The organism is Microcoleus vaginatus PCC 9802 (assembly GCA_022701275.1).
GTDB lineage: Bacteria > Cyanobacteriota > Cyanobacteriia > Cyanobacteriales > Microcoleaceae > Microcoleus > Microcoleus vaginatus_A.
The window spans coordinates 3,524,284-3,544,221 of the sequence record CP031740.1 but is presented as its reverse complement, the minus strand read 5'-3'; the positions used below and the strand labels follow the sequence as shown (position 1 = coordinate 3,544,221).

The 19,938-nt window shown below is 46.5% G+C and carries 13 protein-coding genes and 1 pseudogene; 8 read left to right on the top strand and 6 right to left on the bottom strand.

Annotated features, from left to right (window positions below; translation table 11 throughout):
- Window positions 1–6 precede the first annotated feature (6 nt).
- Window positions 7–3,213, top strand: a complete 3,207-nt coding sequence (locus D0A34_14405) for a calcium-binding protein (protein ID UNU19909.1) — start codon at window positions 7–9, stop codon at window positions 3,211–3,213.
- 251 nt (window positions 3,214–3,464) lie between these two features.
- On the opposite strand, the gene D0A34_14400 is transcribed toward D0A34_14405, so the two are convergent.
- The 4 genes from D0A34_14400 to D0A34_14385 form a co-directional block, all read right to left on the bottom strand.
- Window positions 3,465–4,169, bottom strand: a complete 705-nt coding sequence (locus D0A34_14400) for a rhomboid family intramembrane serine protease (GenBank protein ID UNU19908.1) — start codon at window positions 4,167–4,169, stop codon at window positions 3,465–3,467.
- Window positions 4,170–4,636: 467 nt separating this feature from the next.
- A complete protein-coding gene (locus tag D0A34_14395; GenBank protein UNU19907.1) occupies window positions 4,637–5,734 on the bottom strand; it encodes a DJ-1/PfpI/YhbO family deglycase/protease in 1,098 nt (365 codons plus the stop codon).
- A 137-nt stretch (window positions 5,735–5,871) separates the two neighbouring features.
- Window positions 5,872–6,630: an SDR family oxidoreductase gene (locus D0A34_14390; protein UNU19906.1), complete on the bottom strand. Its 759-nt coding sequence runs from the start codon at window positions 6,628–6,630 to the stop codon at window positions 5,872–5,874.
- A 258-nt stretch (window positions 6,631–6,888) separates the two neighbouring features.
- Window positions 6,889–11,136 (bottom strand): hybrid sensor histidine kinase/response regulator, encoded by a 4,248-nt coding sequence (locus D0A34_14385; protein ID UNU19905.1) that lies wholly within the window; start codon window positions 11,134–11,136, stop codon window positions 6,889–6,891.
- A gap of 244 nt (window positions 11,137–11,380) precedes the next feature.
- On the opposite strand from D0A34_14385, the gene D0A34_14380 reads away from it, so the two are divergent.
- From D0A34_14380 to D0A34_14360, 5 genes and pseudogenes are all read left to right on the top strand, one after another.
- Window positions 11,381–13,555 (top strand): two-component system response regulator, encoded by a 2,175-nt coding sequence (locus D0A34_14380; GenBank protein UNU19904.1) that lies wholly within the window; start codon window positions 11,381–11,383, stop codon window positions 13,553–13,555.
- Window positions 13,556–13,732: 177 nt separating this feature from the next.
- Window positions 13,733–14,677, top strand: a complete 945-nt coding sequence (locus D0A34_14375; GenBank protein UNU19903.1) for an NAD(P)-dependent alcohol dehydrogenase — start codon at window positions 13,733–13,735, stop codon at window positions 14,675–14,677.
- Between the two features lie 110 nt (window positions 14,678–14,787).
- Window positions 14,788–14,883, top strand: a pseudogene (locus D0A34_14370) (alpha/beta hydrolase).
- The gene (gene tatC / locus D0A34_14365) at window positions 14,882–15,727 is read left to right on the top strand and encodes a twin-arginine translocase subunit TatC (protein ID UNU19902.1); all 846 of its coding nucleotides are present in this window, start codon (window positions 14,882–14,884) and stop codon (window positions 15,725–15,727) included. The pseudogene D0A34_14370 and the gene tatC overlap by 2 nt, the downstream one beginning before the upstream one ends.
- A 670-nt stretch (window positions 15,728–16,397) precedes the next feature.
- On the top strand, window positions 16,398–17,927 hold the full coding sequence (locus D0A34_14360) for a calcium-binding protein (GenBank protein ID UNU19901.1): 1,530 nt from the start codon (window positions 16,398–16,400) through the stop codon (window positions 17,925–17,927).
- Between the two features lie 204 nt (window positions 17,928–18,131).
- Here the strand turns inward: D0A34_14360 and D0A34_14355 are convergent, their stop codons facing one another.
- Complete coding sequence (locus tag D0A34_14355) at window positions 18,132–18,440, bottom strand: carbon dioxide-concentrating mechanism protein CcmK (GenBank protein UNU19900.1); 309 nt, start codon at window positions 18,438–18,440, stop codon at window positions 18,132–18,134.
- Window positions 18,441–18,486: 46 nt separating this feature from the next.
- On the opposite strand from D0A34_14355, the gene D0A34_14350 reads away from it, so the two are divergent.
- Entirely contained in the window at window positions 18,487–18,666 is a 180-nt protein-coding gene (locus tag D0A34_14350; GenBank protein UNU19899.1) for a hypothetical protein, read from the top strand.
- A gap of 185 nt (window positions 18,667–18,851) precedes the next feature.
- On the opposite strand, the gene D0A34_14345 is transcribed toward D0A34_14350, so the two are convergent.
- A complete protein-coding gene (locus tag D0A34_14345) occupies window positions 18,852–19,169 on the bottom strand; it encodes a DUF3067 family protein (protein UNU19898.1) in 318 nt (105 codons plus the stop codon).
- A gap of 217 nt (window positions 19,170–19,386) precedes the next feature.
- On the opposite strand from D0A34_14345, the gene D0A34_14340 reads away from it, so the two are divergent.
- Entirely contained in the window at window positions 19,387–19,929 is a 543-nt protein-coding gene (locus tag D0A34_14340) for a cytochrome b6-f complex iron-sulfur subunit (protein ID UNU19897.1), read from the top strand.
- The last annotated feature ends 9 nt before the right edge of the window (window positions 19,930–19,938 follow it).

Sequence of the window (19,938 nt, the reverse complement as noted above, 5' to 3'; positions counted from 1 at the left end):
GGAACAATGCCAAGTGCAGTACCAGTAGCTTTTCTCGAAGGGCGGCTACCCGATGAGAACGGGGATAGTTTGGATAGCGGCACGGCGCCGCAGCCTACGCCCTCGTCGGGAACGGAGCCGATGATGACGGGGACTTCGACAACGATGATGACGGGGACTTCGACAACGATGACGGGGACCTCGACAACGATGACGACGGGGACTTCGACAACGATGACGGGGACCTCGACAACGATGACGACGGGGACTTCGACAACGATGACGGGGACTTCGACAACGATGACGGGGACGGGCCCGGACATTTCGATCACCCCGGTGCCGCGGCCACCTGTGACAGTTCCCACGCCTCCCCCAGAGCCACTTTTTGTCGATGGCTTAGTTGTCGCAAATGACGGCAGTAATTATTTAATCGGCAGCTTGTTCAATGACACGATTTCCGGGGGTGGCGGCGACGACACGCTTTTGAGTCGGGACGGAGACGATCTACTTAGGGGCGAAGACGGTAACGATTCTCTCAACGGTGGCGCTGGTAAAGATATCGTTGAGGGTGGGCGTGGCAATGACACGGCGCGGGGGGGCAAAGGCGATGACTTGGTTTCTGGCGACCAAGGCGATGACCTAGCTTTTGGCGACCAGGGCAACGATCTTGTCTTGGGTTCTGAAGGCAACGACTCGCTCTATGGCGGTAAAGGGAATGACTGTCTGCGCGGAGGTGGCGAGGACGACCTGATTTTTGGCGACAAGGGCAATGACAGTGTTTTTGGCGACACGGGTAACGACTGCCTCCTAGGCGCTGGGGGCAATGATATTTTGTTGGGCCAGGAGGGCGGGGATGTCATCACCGGCGGTGTTGGTAACGATACTGGTGAGGGCGGCGAGGGTGATGACCTACTCTTCGGGGGCGACGGCAATGATTCTTTGTCTGGAGATGCTGGGGATGATATTCTTTCGGGCGATCGCGGGTCTGATACTCTGACAGGAGGCGACGGATCGGATATCTTTGTTCTCGGTAGGGTGGGCACGTCGCCTGATAGCAACGGGTTTCTCACTACTGGGGGCCGCGAAATCGGCGATGCTGATGTAATTAGAGATTTTAATGCGGGAGATTCGATCGGTTTGGCTGGAGGTCTGAACTTTACCGAATTAGAAATTTTCCAAGGTCAAGGCTCGAATTCTAGCAACACGATTATTAGGGACAGGCGAACTGGGGAATTTTTGGCGGTGTTGATTGATGTTCGATCGAACTCGCTAGATGAATCTAGGTTCACTACAGCTCAAATACCGCGCGTAAACGACAATCCCTTCACCATTGAGGGGACAACAACGAGTCCGGCAGCATCACCGGGGACAAGTCCGGCAGCATCACCGGGGACAAGTCCGGCAGCATCACCGGGGACAAGTCCGGCAGCATCACCGGGGACAAGTCCGGCAGCATCACCGGCAGCATCACCGGGGACAAGTCCGGCAGCATCACCGGCAGCATCACCGGGGACAAGTCCGGCAGCATCACCGGCAGCATCACCGGGGACAAGTCCGGCAGCATCACCGGCAGCATCACCGGGGACAAGTCCGGCAGCATCACCGGCAGCATCACCGGGGACAAGTCCGGCAGCATCACCGGCAGCATCACCGGGGACAAGTCCGGCAGCATCACCGGCAGCATCACCGGGGACAAGTCCGGCAGCATCACCGGCAGCATCACCGGGGACAAGTCCGGCAGCATCACCGGCAGCATCACCGGGGACAAGTCCGGCAGCATCACCGGCAGCATCACCGGGGACAAGTCCGGCAGCATCACCGGCAGCATCACCGGGGACAAGTCCGAATCCAACTCCAACCACGGGGCCATTGCCGATACAGGTTCCGGGTACGAGTCCGAGTCCGACTGCGGGCGCGACAACTCCGAGTCCGAGTCCTTCGATCGTCCCCACTCCAACTGCGGCGCCTCCAACTCCTCCGCCTTTAGGCGGCGGGCCGACTCCGCCGAGTTTTACATCTCCGACTCCTAACCAGCCGCCGATCGTGGAAACTGGCAAGACGCTGACTGGTTTGCAAAATTTGCCTCTGTCTCTGAGCATTTCGGCGCCCAGCGACCCGGAGGGCCAGCCACTGTCGATCGCGGTAGTCGGACTTCCCAATCCTACTTTTGGTCAGGTAATTACGGGTACAAACCCCCTCACCGTGAACCAAAAGTTAACCGTTCAGGATTTACTTGGGCTGAAATTTCAACCTGGAACAAACGTGATCGGGCCAGCCGGTTCTTTCAGCTACAGCGTAGCTGACGACCAAGGCGGCACGGCAGCAGCGTCAGTGGCAATTAACATCAATTCTTTCGATACCTCCGTAACTGTTCCAACTCTCCTGCCGCCGATTGCGGTCAATGACGGCATCGTATTTACGAGTACGAATAATTCGCAGCCCACTTTCATCGACGTGCTGGCCAACGATTCCAGCCCGCAACAAGGGCCGCTCAACATTATCAATGTCAGCACACCGCAACTGGGGATAGCTGTAAATCTTGTCTCTCAAGTGCAATTCATCCCCGGTAACGTAGCGGGTACAACTGCTTTCACCTACAGCGTCAGCGACGGATTAGGGACAATTCCTGGAACAGGTACTATCACCGTTCAAATCTTGCCGGCTGATAGCGGGCCTAACAATTTGGTTGGGGGTTCTTTGCCGGACAATTTGAACGGTTTGGCGGGCAGCGATACTATTGATGGTCAAGGCGGCAACGATACGATTAACGGCGATTTGGATAACGACGTGCTCGTAGGCGGCCTCGGCGCAGATACCATGACGGGGGGCGGCGGCAGCAATCAATTCCGCTATACCAGCCCTGCACAAGGTGGGCCAGTCTTTGATGCGGCTTCTTCGGCGGCGATCGATGCTGCGATCGCAGCGGGCGGATACGATGTGATTACCGACTTTAACGGCCTGGGTGTGCCGATCGCCGATCAGTTTAATTTTGCCCCAGGATTCCCCAATCTCAGCAATGGCAGTCAAGTTCTGCTGAATGTGCAGACAACTGTTTCTGCAAATATTCTAGGAGGAACTGCTTTCTTGTTTGCTTACGATTCCGGCGGCAATACTTACATCATTTATGACGGCAATGGCAATAACGTCGCCGGTGCTGATTCTCGCATTTTGGCGAAGTTAAATGGTGTAACTGGGGTTTCTTCTCTTTCGGGATTTGACTTCACGTTTATCTAAAAAGATAAGAGGTGTGAAACCGCAGATTAACGCAGATAAACGCCGATTGTGTTGGCTTTATCTGCGTTAACTTTGTGTTTACCGGAGGGAAAATTAAATCTCATTCTTTTGAGTAAAAGTCCCAAAAAAGAGCCAAGTATAGCACCGAAGTTTGAGAAAAAGCAGAGGTTTGAAACTGCAAATAAACCCAGATAAACGCCCATTTCTTGGCAGTTTATCTGGGTTTATTTGCGTTCATCTGTGGTGAAAAATTAAATCTGATTTTCCTCAGAAAACAATCCCAGCAAAGGGCCGAGAATAGCGCCGAACACAAAGCCGCCGGCGTGGGCCCAGTAGGCAACTCCCCCGGATTCCATGCCGACACTTGCGGGGGCATTCAAGGAAGCCAGGCCGCTCAATGCTTGCTGTGCAAACCAAAATCCTAGAAAGAAGAAAGCGGGGACTCTGACGGTGGTAAAAAAGATTCCCAGGGGAAGCAGTGTCAGAACTCTGGCTTGGGGATATCTGAGAATGTAAGCTCCCATCACGCCTGCGATCGCGCCGCTAGCACCCAGGGACGGAATGGCAGATGCTGAGGAAAAAAACCACTGAGTTAGTGATGCTAAAACGCCGGAAGTAAGGTAAAATATTATAAATTTGACGTGTCCTAAACGGTCTTCTACGTTGTTCCCAAAAATCCACAAAAATAACATATTTCCGGCAATGTGGAGAAAGCCTGCGTGCAGGAATTGGGAGCTAATTAGTGTCGTCCATTCGGGAAATGGCGAAACTGGCAGAGCAACCCGACACATATTGCTTAACTGGCAAGGAATTACGGCCCAAGAGTAGAAGAATTGGGTTAATTGTCGATCGCCCAAACTGAGTTCGTACAAAAATACTAATATGTTTGCCGCAATCAGCCCGTAGGTGACGTAGGGAGTGATAGTAATGGGATTGTCATCGCGTAAGGGAACCACAGCTTTTTTTTCCTCATCAAAATATTGGCAACACAGTAGCGCATTTATTGCCCAGGTGTCTCCTGTCTAAAGGAAGAGGGAACAAGCCAATCGATTTTAGATTTTAGATTTTAGATTTTAGATTAAAGAATTGAATAATTGAATAATTGAATAATTGAAGAAAGCGACTTTACGGATGTATCCGGGGGCTGGTTATCGGATACTATATTTTTTATTTATGCACGGATGAATCCGGGGGTTTGTACCGCCCCCGGATGCCACAAGCTTCCTTCAAACCCGCCGTGTCCCGCTGAAACAAAAATAAAACCCTCCCCCTTGCAGTTAGTTGAATATCTGCTTTTTAGTGTGGGGTTTTATTTTACCGCAAAGGCGTATATTGTAGGATTGCAGAGCAAGTTTGTAGTTGCGATATTGGTGCGGGTTTTCACCTCTCAACAAAACTACAAACTTATTTATCCCCTGACTGATTACATTTTTACAGCGGGGCTAGTCGAAGGTTTAGGCGACTTAATTTCCTGGGAAGCTGCACGGGCGCGGAAGAGTTTAGCAACGACTTGCTCACACTTAGACAAATCCGATTCTATCTCTGTCAAAATTGCAGTTGATACCGGATCTGTGAACTTCACCCGCAGGTTGTTGACATCGACAACACCGGTTTGCAACTCACCTAGAGTGCTCCGCAGCAAGAACGTTTCATCGGTTCCTTGCATCGAGGTTTTTAATTTAGCGTATTTGTCAGCAATTTGGGCAGGAATTGAGGGTTTTTCACCGAAATCGTTGAGGCGTTTTTCGAGAGCGAGGATGTGGTTCTGTTTGTTTTGAATCATTTCTCTCAAGAGCGATTGCAAATCGTTGTCTTGGGTTTTTTCCGCATAATTTTGAAACGCTTCGCAAGCATAGCGTTCCCCTGCGAGGGCGGTATTCAAACCTTTAACAATGTCGCCTTGTGTCGAACCTCCCCAACCATTAGCTAATTTCCACCATTCTGCATTTGTGTCAGTTTCTTCTGGCAAACCGACTTCTTTTCCGCCGTAACCGAGGCGAGCCATAATTGCGGTGGTAAATATTGCTAAATCTCCCGGTTGGCGGGAAGTAATCAAGTTGCCGTCAACTACTAAAGCTTCGTTGATGTAGTTAGCTCCGGCATTAATCATGTCTGTTTTAATTGCCAAGAAACCAGTCGCATTTTTGCCTTTCAGCAAGTCGGCTTCAATCAAAACTTGCGGGCCGTGGCAAACAGCAGCGACGATTTTTCCTTGCTCAAATGCTTCTCGTACAAAACGTACTGTATTGGGATTAGTCCGCATCATATCAGGAGCCATACCGCCGGGAATTATCACTGCATCGAATTCTGCGGGTACTGCTTCAGTGGTAGTTCCGTCAGCCTGCTGGGCCACTTTTCCTTGTTTCCCTGCATACTTTTCGTTTGTCCGCGAACCGAGGACAACTACTTCAAATCCTGCTTGTTTTAAGGCGTTGTAAGGAACTAAAAATTCCGAATCTTCAACTCCATTTTCAATGAGTATGGCAACTCGTTTTGTGTTGCTACCCTTATCGGTTGTCATAATCAACTTGCCTCAGACTATCTTTTTATCTAACGCTAGGTTATGGATGGCGTTTTTAGCGTCTTGCTAAAGTGATAAATTAGTTAGTTTTAAAAGGTGTCAGCGTGAGCCTTGAGAGGTATTTTACAGTAATTGTCTCAATGCACATAAGAGGCTCCGTTAATATCGATCGTAGTCCCGGTAGCGTGCGTAGCTAAACCGGATGCTAAAAACGCGATAACATTAGCAACATCTTGAGGAGGAGCGATTTTGCCGATCGGGATATCGCGAATAATATCAGCTTCACCGAACTCCTGAATAAACTCATTAGACATTTCTGTACTGACAAATCCCGGTGCAACTGTATATGCCAAAATATTATCAGCCGCAAACCCTCTAGCAATGCTGCGAGTTAAAGCAACAATAGCACCTTTTGACGCAGCGTAGTGCAGATAATTCGGGTCATCGCCGCGAAAAGCAGCGCGACTTGCTATATTAATAATTGTACCGACCCTGCGAGTCTGAAAATGCAGAAGAGATTCCCGGCACAAATCGGCAACGGCAATTAAATTAACTTGTAGAGTTTGCTGCCAAGCTGAAGACCAAATATCGAATTTGTCCTCTATACCCGCTGACTGCATAATCCCCGCATTATTAACTAAAATATCAATATGACCGCGCCATTTTAAAGAATCTCGCCACAAAGTCGAGGCCGCGTTTTCCACCATCAAATCTGCTGCCAATAAATAACAGCGATCGCGCGCAACACTTGCTGCGATCGCTTCAGCTTCTTTCTGACTGCGAAAGTAATGCAAAATCACCTCGGCCCCAGCATTAACCAGAGTCCGCACCGTCACTGCACCAATCCCTTTCGAGCCACCAGTTACTAAAATTACCTTTCCGGTTAAATCAATCATTTCTCTATCTCTTTTCTCTTTCTCTGCCCCTTCAGCACCCTCTGCATTTAATAAAAAGAATAAATCTCCTTCACATACGAAATAGAATTGCTATATGATACAGCACATTCCATCTAATGTGTATGCCATTTCCTCATGCTGATGGATATCTGCAATAGACATCTCCAAAAACTTCCCAAGCCTTTACCCTGTTGGTTTCTAGGGGAAATATAGCCACTGGTGACAGCACCATAGCTTCTTTGTCCTTAAACTCCATAACTACAGTGGATTCGGCAGCAAAGGTCGAATCAGCTCCATAATTCGATCAGAATTAAAATTATTGATATACTCGGTTAGTGCTTGGGACAAACTTGCTTTGGATTCGGGAATTTGTACAATTAATTCATTCATAACTTCGGTATCGAGATAGTAAGCGGCGTGATACATTTGTTCTAACCACTGAGGGGACATCATAGATAGATCTTCTACAGACACCGTTTCAACCAATAGTTTTTGTGGAGTTTGTCCTACGACTTCGTAGATATATTGCACTCCCAAAAATTTAGCAAGTTTGTCAAAGATGTCTCTTTGCTGAAATGGCTTGCTTATAAAGTCGTTACAGCCAGCCATAAGAACTTTCTCTCGCTCTTCTTCCAAAACACTGGCAGTTAAAGCAATAATGACCGTTTCTTGGCTCTTAGCGCGTTCTCTAATATATTTAGTAGCTGTGTAGCCATCCACGATCGGCATTCGCAAATCCATCAGAATCAGGTGTGGCTGCCAGCTCTCCCACAGTGATAGTGCCTCCACTCCCTGTTTTGCTTCTCTCACCTCAAAACCAACCGAGGTAAGGATCTCGACTAACAAGCGGCGATTTTCTTCTAAATCTTCAACAATCAGAATCCTGTAGGTTGGTTGTCCGGGAGCTAAACCAATTACTCTTTGATTACTTGATTCTGGGAGTACGGATTCTGCTTGAGGTAACTCTACAGGAATCTCAAAGGAAAAAGTGCTACCTCGGTGCAAAGTGCTTTTAACGCTAATTTGACCGCCCATGAGTTTGACGAGTTTTTGACTGATGGCTAAACCAAGGCCACTGCCTTGACTCAAATTATTCCCAGCTTGGGCTTGTACGAATACCTTAAATAATTTATCCATTTCTCTGGGCGCAATTCCCACGCCTGTATCCTCAACTTCAAAAGATAGGTGACAGGATGTTTTGTCTCTTTTTGTTGCTGTTACCCGTAGGGTGACGCTTCCTTGGTTGGTAAACTTAATCGCATTACCGAGCAGATTGACCAAGATTTGATAGAGTTTTTTCTCGTCGCTATGCACAGATTGAGGAATGTCGGGAGCTAGCTCAAAAATTAGTTGCAATTCTTTAGATTGGACTTTTACTTGGAACATTTCTTCAATAGAAGCCAGCAAATTTCTCAAATCAAAGTCAGAAAGATTGAGTGTCATCCGTCCGCTCTCTATTTTGGATAAATCTAAAATATCGTTAATCAAGTCCAATAAATGTCTACCGCTACGATTGACAATTTGTAAACGTTCTTGGAGAGAAGGAGTCAGATTTCTCTCATAGCTCATCAATTGCGTGAATCCCAAAATTGAGTTCAGGGGGGTGCGGAGTTCGTGGCTCATATTGGCGAGGAAGACAGTCTTGGCTTGGTTTGCTTCATTTGCGTGGTGAAATTCCAACTCAGCTTGTTTGCGATCGCTAATGTCCATTAAATATCCCAAGATTTCTACTGGTTTACTTGAACCATCTCGAATTAGCCTAAGCTGACCCAGCACCCAGCGATAAACCCCATCGGAGCGACGAAGACGGTACTCATGTAAATAAAAATCATTAACGAATACATTTGGTAAGTCATTAAGCACTGGTTCTACATCATCGGGGTGTAAGTGATTCACCCAAAATTTAGAATCTTCTAAAAACTCGCGGCTTTCGTAGCCCAATATATCTTTGATATTCTCGCTGATGAACGTTGCTGCATAATCGCCAGCAGGTTTACAGCTAAAAATGACCACGGGGCTGTAGTTTAGAAGAAAGTTGAGGCGATTTGTGGTAGCTTGCAAGGCTTGCTCAGCCAGTTTTAGCTCTGTTGCGTCTTCCTGAACGGCAACATATACAGTTCCGTATTCAGGATGCTCAAACCTGGATGTATGAACTCTGCACCAAAAGAGAGTTCCATCTTTCTTTCTATTGTGGACTTCATATTTCGCTTCCCCGGTCTGTTCAATTTGAGTGACGATTTCTAGAAAGGTTACATCTGGTGTAACCTTTGTATCGACATAATTCAAGACACCAACGGATTGACCTGCGAGTTCGCCCTCTGTGTAGCCAAACATAGCGTCAAAGGTAGGATTGGTGTAGACTATTATGAGGTCGGAGGCTTTAATCAAACACACTCCTCCTCCCATGTTATTCATGATAATGCTGTGAAGTTCTAGCGTCTTTTGAGCTTCTTTGCGAGCCGTAACTTCTTGAAGTTGAGCAATGAAATGCAGGGGATTTCCCTGTTCATTTTGTACGAGCGATCCATTAAGAAGAATCCAAATAATATGTCCTTGTTTATGGAAATACCGTTTTTCCATTTGGTAAGTTGAAATTGTTCCTGCTAATAGTTGATTGGCATAACTAATATCCGCTTCTAAATCGTCAGGATGGGTGATGTCTTGGAAAGTTAACGCTAACAACTCTTCTGAGGAGTAGCCAATAATCTGACATAAGGCAGGATTGACTTTAATCCAGTGCCCATCAAGTGAAACGAGCGCCATCCCGATCGAGGCATCTTCAAACGCATGGCGAAACTGCTCTTCACTGTTTCGTAAAGCTATCTCAATTTGTTGGCGATTTATTTCAGCTCGTTTGCGATCGGTGATGTCGCGTTTAATTACAGAACACCCAGTAATTCTGCCTATTGTGTCCTTCAGAGGTGATATGGTACAAGATATGTGGATAAGCTGTCCATCTTTTCGGATACGCACGGTTTCATAGTTTTCAACCGTTTCTCCTTGTCGAATCGTTTCTAGGATTTGCTGTTCTTCGTAGGTAATATTGGAGGGAATTAGAATGAGGATCGATTGTCCTATGATTTCTTCAGCCTTGTAGCCAAAGATTTTTTCTGCTGCATTGTTCCAGGTTAAAATGATGCCGTCTAATGACTTGCTAATAACTGCCTCACCAGAGTATTCCACAATCGCTGCCATGTGAGCCAGTGATGCTTCTACTTGCTTGCGATCGCTAATATCGCGCAGAATAACAGTAAATACCGTTTCCTCTCCCATTTCCAACCGAGAAATAGAGGCTTCAGCCGAAAACTGCGTTCCATCTCGACGACGACCCCAAATCTCGCCTCGTTCTCCCATCCTTCGCGCTCTGCTAGAAGAGTGTCCAAATTGTTTGATATGCTGCGGATGTGCATCTCTAAACTGTTCTGGCAGCAGTAAATTCAGTGGCTCCCCTAAGATATCCTCCATTTTATAGCCAAAAATCTTTTCTGCCCCTTGATTAAACAGGGTTATGCGTTGAGTGCGATCGACTGAAATAATTGCATCATTGGCGATTTCTAGAATTCCCGCAAAACGAGCCTGCGATTTTTGTAAATCATCTGTTCGTTCAGCCACAAGATCTTCTAAAGTTTCGTTAATTTTTTTTATTTCTTTTTCGGCTTGTTGGCGCTTGTAATCTATCTGGTTCAAAAATCGCCCCGTCCCCAAGATGAGAATTGAGAACGTGAAAACCATAATAGCTGAACGGAATGTATAGCCAAAATTAGCGTTATACCAGGCTAAATTTTGTCCCTGAAGAGTGAACCAGTTCACCGCCACCGGAAAGATCATCGCCCAAGGCAGCAACCACCGAACCATTACTCCGCCAACTAGGGGACTGGTTACTACTTGCATTAATCCTTCCCTGGGGCAGAGTAATAAAATTCCTCCATAGAGGATGAAAAAGGTGGCGATCGTGTTTATGGGTTGAGTCGTCGTAATGGTGACCAACCGTTCAAGAATATCGACATTGAATAGGTGTCCAAATAAAGCTAGTAGAGAAATTAAAGCTGCAACACTACTAAAAATCTGAGCCAACCAAGTGTATCGTTGGGAATTTTGTCCTAACAGTAACAGTGCGAGTCCCATCAGTACAAAATTTAGGGCGGTATTTACTCCCATTCTTCCCGGATAAGGAGTCGCTGAAGACACGACATCTCGGAAAAGCCACTGATCAATACCCAGCTTCCAACCAAAAATATACTGGCTCAGCGTCAACAGACAGATGATGATTATGAATCCTGCCATCCCTTGAGCGATGCGATTGTGCAGTCGGGTTCTTTGGTACTGCAACAATCTCAAAGACACTCCAGCCAGTAAAAAGCAAATTGCCGTGTTTGCTTTCATGGTCGAAGTCATACCGGGAAAACCACTTTTGAGTAGGGAGATGTCAAATTGCCAACCCAGCAGCACGAGACATGCGATCGCAATGACGAGTATACTGGCCATGTGAGAAATGGGTTTGTTCATAAATCGGCTGTTTGGGTTGACACATTCTTCTTCTAATGTTATGTGCAGCGAGGAAGAGTAACCACGGGGGACTGCCCCTACCCGAACAATTCAAATTTTGTATGGCTGCGCTTCCTTGCCAGTCCCATATCTCGGGGAGCGCAGGATTTCTTTCTGCGTAAAGTGAGCTTTATGACCTCATAATTCAACTATACTATTGGTGCATAGGCTTATATTCCTCTAGCAGGAAACTAGGGAAATCAGTATGATTGTCGATAGAACTAGCGATAGGGTTAGCGATCGAGCTACAAACTACCGAGGCAATATTTTAATTGTTGACGATCTACCTGATAACCTGCGTCTGCTCAGGGATACTTTGAGCGCACATGGTTATAAAGTTCGCAGTGCAATAACAGGGGCAATGGCGATCAGAGCCGCCCAATCGCCATCGACAGAGTTAATCTTACTAGACATTAAATTGCCTGATATTGATGGTTATGAAGTTTGCAGACAATTAAAATCGGATGAGCGCACCGTAGACATTCCAATAATTTTTTTAAGTGCGCTAAATGAAACTTTCAATAAGGTGCAAGGGCTGGCTGCTGGAGGGGTAGATTATATTGCTAAGCCATTTCAAGTCGAAGAAGTATTAGCTCGTGTCGAAACCCACCTAACTATCGGAAGGCTGCAACAAAAACTCCAAAAGCAGAATTTACGTCTCTTGATAGAAATTGAAGAACGGCAACGTCTCGAAGAGTCTCTCTTTGCCGAAAAGGAATTGGCTCAAGTGACACTGGAATCAATTGGCGATGCGGTGATTACTACTGATGCCCAAGGTAATGTGAGATATTTCAATCCTATAGCTGAGCGACTGACAGGCTGGAAGGCTCATGAGGTTCAAGGAGTTCCCTTGTCTACAGTCTTCCTAATTGTTGATTCCGTAACGGGAGAGCCAGTAGAGAATCCTATAAACAAGGCTCTATTAGAGCAGCGAATTGTGAGCTTAGCTCACAATACTATTCTGATTGCCCATGATGGAACCGAGTATCCCATTGCTGACTCGGCAGCACCGATTCGAGACCGTAAAGGTCAAATTATCGGGGCAGTTATGGTCTTTCATGACGTTACTGAATCGCGCTATCTCAGCCGTCAACTCTCTTGGGAAGCCAGTCACGATGCCCTGACGGGGTTAATCAACCGTCGAAGATTTGAGCAACATTTAGTTGAGGCGCTCGCTTCTGTTGAAGATAGCCATCAGCAGCACGCTCTCTGTTATTTAGATTTAGATCAGTTCAAAGTCATTAACGATACCGCAGGTCATATTGCTGGGGATGAGCTACTGCGACAAATCACTACACTTTTACAAAAGGGAGTCCCCGGTAATGACACACTGGCTCGCTTGGGAGGTGATGAATTTGGTCTTTTGCTCACTCAATGTCCACTATCTCAAGCAACTCAGATTGCGGAAAACCTCAAAGACCTAGTGCATCAATTTCGGTTTATTTGGAATGGCAACACCTTTATCATCGGAGTCAGCATTGGAGTTGTGGCCATTGACTACACCACCCAAAATTTGATGGAGCTTCTGGGAGCGGCTGATGCAGCTTGTTATGCCGCCAAAGCCAGAGGGCGAAACTGTGTTCATATTTATCGTCTAGATGATGGCGAACTAATTAAACAACGTGGTGAGAGGCAGTTGATTTCCAAAATCACCCGAGCGCTGGAAACCAATAGTTTTTGTCTCTACTACCAAAAGATTGTCTCTATTACCTCTAAACCATTAGTAGAGCATTATGAGATTTTGCTCAGAATGCGGGACGAAGAGGGAAAAATAGTATCTCCAAATGAGTTTATTCCCGCGGCCGAGCGTTACGGCTTGATAACTGAGATCGATTGTTGGGTAATCGAAACTTTTTTCTGTAATTATCACAAATTGCCGGAGAAAGATGTTCTTAGTCAAGGCTTGTATACGATTAATCTTTCTGGGGCTAGCATTAGTAACAATCAGTTCCTGAGGTTTTTAATCGAACAATTTTCTCGCTACCGAGTCCCTCCACAAACCATTGGTTTTGAAATCACGGAAACCGCAGCGATCGCAAATTTTGAGCAAGCCAGATATTTCATAAGCGAACTCAAAAAAATTGGCTGTCGCTTTGCTTTAGATGATTTTGGCAGTGGATTGAGTTCGTTTGCGTATCTGATGAATTTACCAGTGGATTATCTAAAAATAGATGGAGCTTTTGTCAAAAATATTAGTCAGAATTTGATTTCTCAAGCGCTCGTTGAAGGCTTTAATAGTATTGCCCATGCGATGAATCTCGAAACTATAGCTGAGTTTGTCGAAGACGAGGCTATCTTAGAAAAATTGCGGGAGATTGGAGTAGATTATGCTCAGGGTTATGGGATCGGCCGCCCTGTTCCTATTAATTTTAATCGCTAGCGATCGCACTCAGCCAGAGAACCCATTGCCTCACGCCTGCCGCTTGTCTGGAGGCCTCCAAGAGTCGATCGCCCGCTGCTACAAGGCTAGCTCAATTTACTGTGTCACATTTAGATCGAATGTGCTGTAATTGTAAAGGATTGAGTGTTCTATTGGAAATAAACCGGAAAATTTGCCATGAAAGCAGTTGCGTTCGATCGCTACGGTTCAGCCGAGGAATTGCAGTACCGAGAATTGGAAAAGCCGATCGCCAAATCCAACGAATTGTTAGTGCGAGTTCGCGCTAGCAGCGTCAATCCCGTAGACTGGAAAATCCGGCAAGGACACCTGCAACTATTAACAGGATTTAACTTTCCTCGAATTGTCGGTTCTGACATATCGGGAGTTGTCGTGGAAGTCGGCCGGGAAGTCACCAAATTTCAACCCGGAGATGAAGTTTATACTTTCTTAAATCCCATCAGTGGGGGTGCTTGCGCCGAATACGCTGTCGTGGCAGAATCGGATGCGGCAATTAAACCGAAAAACATCACTCATGCAGAAGCAGCAGCAGTACCGATCGCAGGTTTAACTGCTTTGCAATCGCTCAGGGATTTGGGTCAAATTCAAGCAGGAAATAAAGTATTGATTAACGGCGCTTCCGGCGGAGTCGGCACTTTTTCCGTGCAAGTTGCGAAAGCAATGAATGCGGAAGTAACGGGAGTTTGCAGTGCTAAAAACATAGAATTTATCAAGAGTTTGGGAGCCGATTTTGTCCTGGATTACGCAGAAATTGACTTTACTCAACAAACCGCTAAATATGATATAATTTTAGATGCTGTCGGGACAAGAACATTTGCTGAATGCGAAAAAGTGCTGCAACCAGAGGGAGTTTATATCTCGACTTTGCCAAGTTTCGAGAACCTCGCACCGATGTTAACGAGCTGGTTTTTATCGGGTAAAAAAGCTAAATTCATTCTAGCTAATGCCAACCCCAGCGATTTAGAGGCTTTGCGGGAGTTAATAGAATCCGATAAAGTTGAGCCGATTGTCGATCGCACTTACAGCTTAGCAGAAGTAGCAGCAGCCCACGCTTACAGCGAAACCGGCCGCGCGATCGGCAAAATTGCGATCGTGATTGAATAATGAAGGCACGACACGGGTTTTGACACCGCTACACGGATTAATTATCGATCGTTCCTTCTGCTGCTGAAGTCAGAATAAAGAATGAAGAAGGAAGTGGGAGCAATTATGAAATAACTATTCTAAATTTCCAATTTCCAATTAATTACCACTTTCCACTTACCCCTTCCCTCTTCCCAATTACCCCTTACCAATTACCCATTCCCTATGACTTCTCCCTCAAACTTGGAGACATCCGAACAAGGTTCCGACAACAACCTCGAAGCAATTAGCCCGGAAAACAGCATTGCACCAATCGCAGGCGGTGCGATGGGTTCTCGCAACCTAGAAAACGAATTTCTCGACGAACTTCCCGACGAAGTTGAGATGTCTTTATTCGACCATTTAGAAGAATTGCGCCAGCGACTTTTCTACTCGCTAATTGCAGTAGCAATCGCTGTAATTGGTTGCTTTTTCACAGTGAAACCCATCGTGCAACTGCTAGAAGTACCGGCCGGGCCCGTCAAGTTTCTGCAACTAGCTCCCGGCGAGTATTTCTTTGTTTCTATCGAAGTAGCCGGATACAGCGGTTTGCTGATTGCCACTCCGTTTATTTTTTACCAGATAGCGCTGTTTGTTCTCCCCGGCTTGACTCGCAAAGAACGCAGGTTGCTGGGGCCGGTGTTTTTCGGATCGAGTTTCCTATTTTTGGGCGGTTTAGTATTTGCTTACATCGCTCTGATTCCGGCGGCGCTCAACTTCTTTGTTACCTATGGAGCGGATGTTGTAGAGGAGTTGTGGTCGATCGACAAATACTTTAAATTTGTGCTGCTGTTAATGTTCAGCACCGGCTTAGCTTTTCAAATCCCGATCGTCCAAGTATTGCTCGGCGTTTTGGGCATAGTTTCTTCCAACCAAATGCTCTCCGGCTGGCGGTATGTAGTTTTAGGAGCAGCAGTTTTGGGAGCGGTGTTAACGCCTTCTACTGACCCTTTAACGCAAAGTCTTTTAGGAGGTGCGGTGCTGAGCTTGTATTTTGGCGGGGTTGGTTTGGTGAAGCTTTTAGGACGATGAGAATTAAGAATAGCAGACAATGAAAAAGTTACCGAACATCTGAATTTTAAAATTGTCTGCTATTTTTAGCCGAGATTGGGATTGTTGTCAACTTATCTTAAAAAGATTGCTTCAGCTATTTTGAGGGCGAATTCCCTATTTACTTAAGTAAGCTTATAAACATTGTGTAAAGCTAAGCTTCTCAGCTATTTGAGTAAGTTGATTGTTTTATATGATAATATTTGCTGATTTAGCGTCTGTTGGATAAGTATTTAATATAAAATATAAAATTCACATTAGCAAAGTTTAGTGTTAGGTGTCTGGGGTCAAGGTTTTGAGCCTTAATTTACACTATTCTTTAGGCGATGGGGCTGGCAATCATAAGTTATTTTAATGATTTAGTTTTTAAGGTTTACATGAAGATTTAACACGAGCTGATCCTTAGTATTCGACTTAGAGATAACATACCAACACAGTGAAATTACTGAATAAGAACGTAAAACTTCAGCAAGAGAGTCAACCTGGCTCACTGAAGTCTAGCTATATCTTTTGAGTTTCCTGGCTGCCTAAGATAGGAGACTTGTTGATTTTTTGGGTGGATTTTTTAGTAAGTTCATTTGAAAAATCCATACTGTAGATTTTGACCTTTTTGACGGTTTCAGTTTCTTAATCTCAATAGGAAATTAAATATATGGCAACTGGCACTACTGGCAATGACACTATCTATGGCCTGGCTGGCAATGACACCATCTATGGCCTGGCTGGGAATGACTGGCTGGATGGCTTGGACGGCGATGACTGGCTGGATGGCGGACTTAACGAAGACTCTCTCTTTGGCAGGGTTGGCAATGATACTCTTTATGGCGAGGATGGCAATGACGTGCTGGATGGCGGAGTTGGCAATGACTATCTCCAGGGCGGAGTTAACGGTGACCTTCTCCGGGGCGGGGATGGCAATGACTTTCTCAATGGCGGGGATGGCAATGACTTTTTCAATGGCGGGGTTGGCAATGACTCTCTCTTTGGCGGGGTTGGCAATGATACTCTTTATGGCATGGGGGGTCAGGACACGCTCTATGGCGAGACTGGCAATGACACGATCAATGGCGAGCAGGACTATTACGAACTCATGAACTATCCCGAGGGCGAGGTTGGCAATGATGTGCTCTATGGCGGGACTGGCAATGACTGGCTCAATGGCGGCCGTGGCAATGATGTGCTCTATGGCGGGGATGGCAATGACATGCTCGGTGGCGGGGGTGGCACTGACTCGCTCAATGGCGGGGATGACACGCTCTATGGCGAGGCTGGCAATGACTATCTCTATGGTTATTATGGCGATGACACACTCTATGGCGAGGCTGGCAATGACTTTCTCTGGGGTTATTCTGGCCATGACTCGCTCAATGGCGGAGATGGCATCGACACATTATATTACTCGGGTGCGAGAACTGGTATCAATCTTCAGTTAGGCGAAGTCGGCGACCGTTCTGGGTTAGGCAGGACTACCGATGGGTTGGGCGGTGTAGACTCGCTTTCGGGCTTTGAAGTCGTTATCGGTTCTGACTTCGACGACACCTTAGTTGGCGGCGGGAGCCAGAATGAAACGCTCTTGGGCGAACGCGGTAATGACTCTTTGTGGGGTGGTGCTGGCAACGGCTCGCTCAATGGCGGGGCTGGCAATGACTTGCTCAATGGCTGGGCTGGCAATGACTTGCTCAACGGAGGAAATGGCATCGACACAGTATCTTACAGTTTTGGAAGAACGGGCGTCTATCTCAACTTGGGGTCACTCGATAACGGGTCTGGGCCAGGTCGGGCTTCCGACGGGCTAGGTGGCATAGACTCGCTCTCGGGCATCGAAGTAGCTTATGGTTCTCTGTTATTTAACGATACTCTCCTTGGCGGAGACGGCAGCGAAACGTTTATTGGCGGGGGGGGCGACGACTTATTGTTTGGTGGTATGAGCGGTAATGACTACCTGGTTGGTGGTAAGGGGGCTGACAAGTTTAGGCTTTGGAGCGGTTTGGGAATAGATACTGTTGCTGACTTCAAACAAGGTGAAGATAAACTTTTGGTACTTTCTCCGTTGGCCGACATAATTTCTCAGTCTGTGATTAATGGTTCAGATACCGAGATTCGTCAAAATGGCCAAATCATCGGAATTCTGAAGGGAGTTCAGATCCAACAACTCACTGCCAGTGATTTGATTACTGGGTGATTGTATTGTCTGGGTTGATATGCGTTTATCTGCGGTTAAGAATGCCAAGTTATTCTGCCTGCTGCTTCGGCAAAATATACCGCAGATAAACACAGCACAAAAATATATCGACTCGCAGCAAAAAAAATATAGAGACGCGATCGCCCGCGCCTCTATAATTACTAAAAGTTAAAATTCCACACCAAAGTTTTGTCAAAACTTTGACTACATTCGGAACTGTTCGACTTCGGGAGTATAGCCGATCGGCAAAACGTAATCTAGATTCTCGTGAGGACGAGCAATTATGTGATACGATAGCAACTTTCCGCCATCGACCTTTTTAACTGATTCAATTCCGGCAGCAACGGCTGCTTGCACTTCAGAAACATCTCCTCGCACTATAATTGTCCAGTAGGCGCGGGTTATTTTCTCATAGCGAACTAAAGTAACACGGGCTGCTTTCACCATTGAGTCCGCAACTTCTACTGCAGCGGGAAATCCTAAGACTTCAACCATTCCCAGTGCAACACCCATTACAACATTCTCCTAAATTTCACAAGATATCTGACACTCATTGTATGTGAAATTGTTGACAGAAATTGGTTCCGATGATTTTGGTAAGCTAGAAGTCCGATCGCCCAAAATTAAAAAAGCCCCTAAAAAGCCCCAGAAACTGTTGCGGAATTTAAATCCCACAGTTGGGGGCGCGCAGCAAAGCCCGCCACACAAGACTTTGAATCAAAACACCTGTGCAAATTAGATGCGCCACAGCTTAGTTTCTCACCAGCGGCAAGTCGTATGACAAGCTCGCCGATCGATTTTCGGGACTTTGGGCTCAACTAATCCAGCCGCGGCGCGACACAAAACTTTAGGGAACTCCCCCAGATCCCGGCTGTGGAGTCAATCTAAAATCTAAAATCTAAAATCTAAAATCGACTGAGTGATTCAAAACTCGTCTACCAACCACTCCGAGGCTCTTTCACCCAAATCTAGAGGAACGCTGACAGCTTTACCTAAGCGGGGGCGATCGCGAGTAGTTACGATGTATTCTCTCACCTGTTCTGTGCTCCCCCAGCCGTTGAGGTAATTGGCCACTGCATCCAAATGCTCGAAATAATCAGCCTCCGTCATCGGAAAAGATGCCTGTTCTAAATATTTCCACATAACTTGCACAAAAATCTTGCCCCGTGTTCGCCGCAATCTGATATCGTAAGACTTTCCCCATTTTTCTAGCAGTAGCTGGTGTAAATCCTTGCCCGTCATGGTTGCTCCTGAGTTAATCCATTAAACAATAAAAGACAAAGTTCAAAAAATGTAATAATACTCTAATAAAGGCTGGAAGGCGCATTCTTAAAAGGAATTTTCGCGGCCTAAAATTTGTGCGAGCAGATTAACGGCAATTATCCCAGTTGTCTGCACGTACAGGTTCGCTAACAGCTAACAAACAAACAAACGTAACTTAAAACCGTAAAGGCAGGTCATGGCTCAATCTTCTGCTGGAAATCCCGATGTTCCCGATATGGGGCGTCGCCAATTTATGAATTTGCTGACGTTCGGTACAGTCACAGGTGTGGCACTGGGCGCACTCTATCCCGTTGTCCAATATTTTGTTCCTCCGGCGAGTGGGGCAGTTGGCGGCGGAGTGACAGCTAAAGATGCTTTGGGTAACGACATCATCGTTAGCGAATATTTGGCTTCGCACCCTGCGGGCGATCGCAGCTTAGCCCAAGGTCTCAAAGGCGACCCCACCTATGTTGTGGTGAAAGAAGACCAATCTATCGCCGACTACGGCATCAATGCAGTCTGCACTCACTTGGGTTGCGTCGTGCCTTGGAATGTTAGCGAAAACAAGTTTATCTGTCCTTGCCACGGTTCTCAATACAACAATGAGGGCAAAGTGGTGCGCGGCCCTGCGCCTTTGTCTCTGGCCCTGGCCCACGCCACTGTCGCAGATGACAAGATCGCTTTTACAACTTGGACAGAAACAGATTTCCGCACCGGCGAAGCACCTTGGTGGTCTTAAACTATTTTG

Excerpts from the sequence above, each read along its gene's own strand:
- D0A34_14405 (UNU19909.1), top strand. The coding sequence starts at position 7 with ATGCCAAGTGCAGTACCAGTAGCTTTTCTCGAAGGGCGGCTACCCGAT.
- D0A34_14395 (UNU19907.1), bottom strand. The coding sequence starts at position 5,734 with ATGACAACCGATAAGGGTAGCAACACAAAACGAGTTGCCATACTCATT.
- D0A34_14390 (UNU19906.1), bottom strand. The coding sequence starts at position 6,630 with ATGATTGATTTAACCGGAAAGGTAATTTTAGTAACTGGTGGCTCGAAA.
- D0A34_14385 (UNU19905.1), bottom strand. The coding sequence starts at position 11,136 with ATGAACAAACCCATTTCTCACATGGCCAGTATACTCGTCATTGCGATC.
- D0A34_14380 (UNU19904.1), top strand. The coding sequence starts at position 11,381 with ATGATTGTCGATAGAACTAGCGATAGGGTTAGCGATCGAGCTACAAAC.
- D0A34_14375 (UNU19903.1), top strand. The coding sequence starts at position 13,733 with ATGAAAGCAGTTGCGTTCGATCGCTACGGTTCAGCCGAGGAATTGCAG.
- tatC (UNU19902.1), top strand. The coding sequence starts at position 14,882 with ATGACTTCTCCCTCAAACTTGGAGACATCCGAACAAGGTTCCGACAAC.
- D0A34_14360 (UNU19901.1), top strand. The coding sequence starts at position 16,398 with ATGGCAACTGGCACTACTGGCAATGACACTATCTATGGCCTGGCTGGC.
- D0A34_14355 (UNU19900.1), bottom strand. The coding sequence starts at position 18,440 with ATGGGTGTTGCACTGGGAATGGTTGAAGTCTTAGGATTTCCCGCTGCA.
- D0A34_14345 (UNU19898.1), bottom strand. The coding sequence starts at position 19,169 with ATGACGGGCAAGGATTTACACCAGCTACTGCTAGAAAAATGGGGAAAG.
- D0A34_14340 (UNU19897.1), top strand. The coding sequence starts at position 19,387 with ATGGCTCAATCTTCTGCTGGAAATCCCGATGTTCCCGATATGGGGCGT.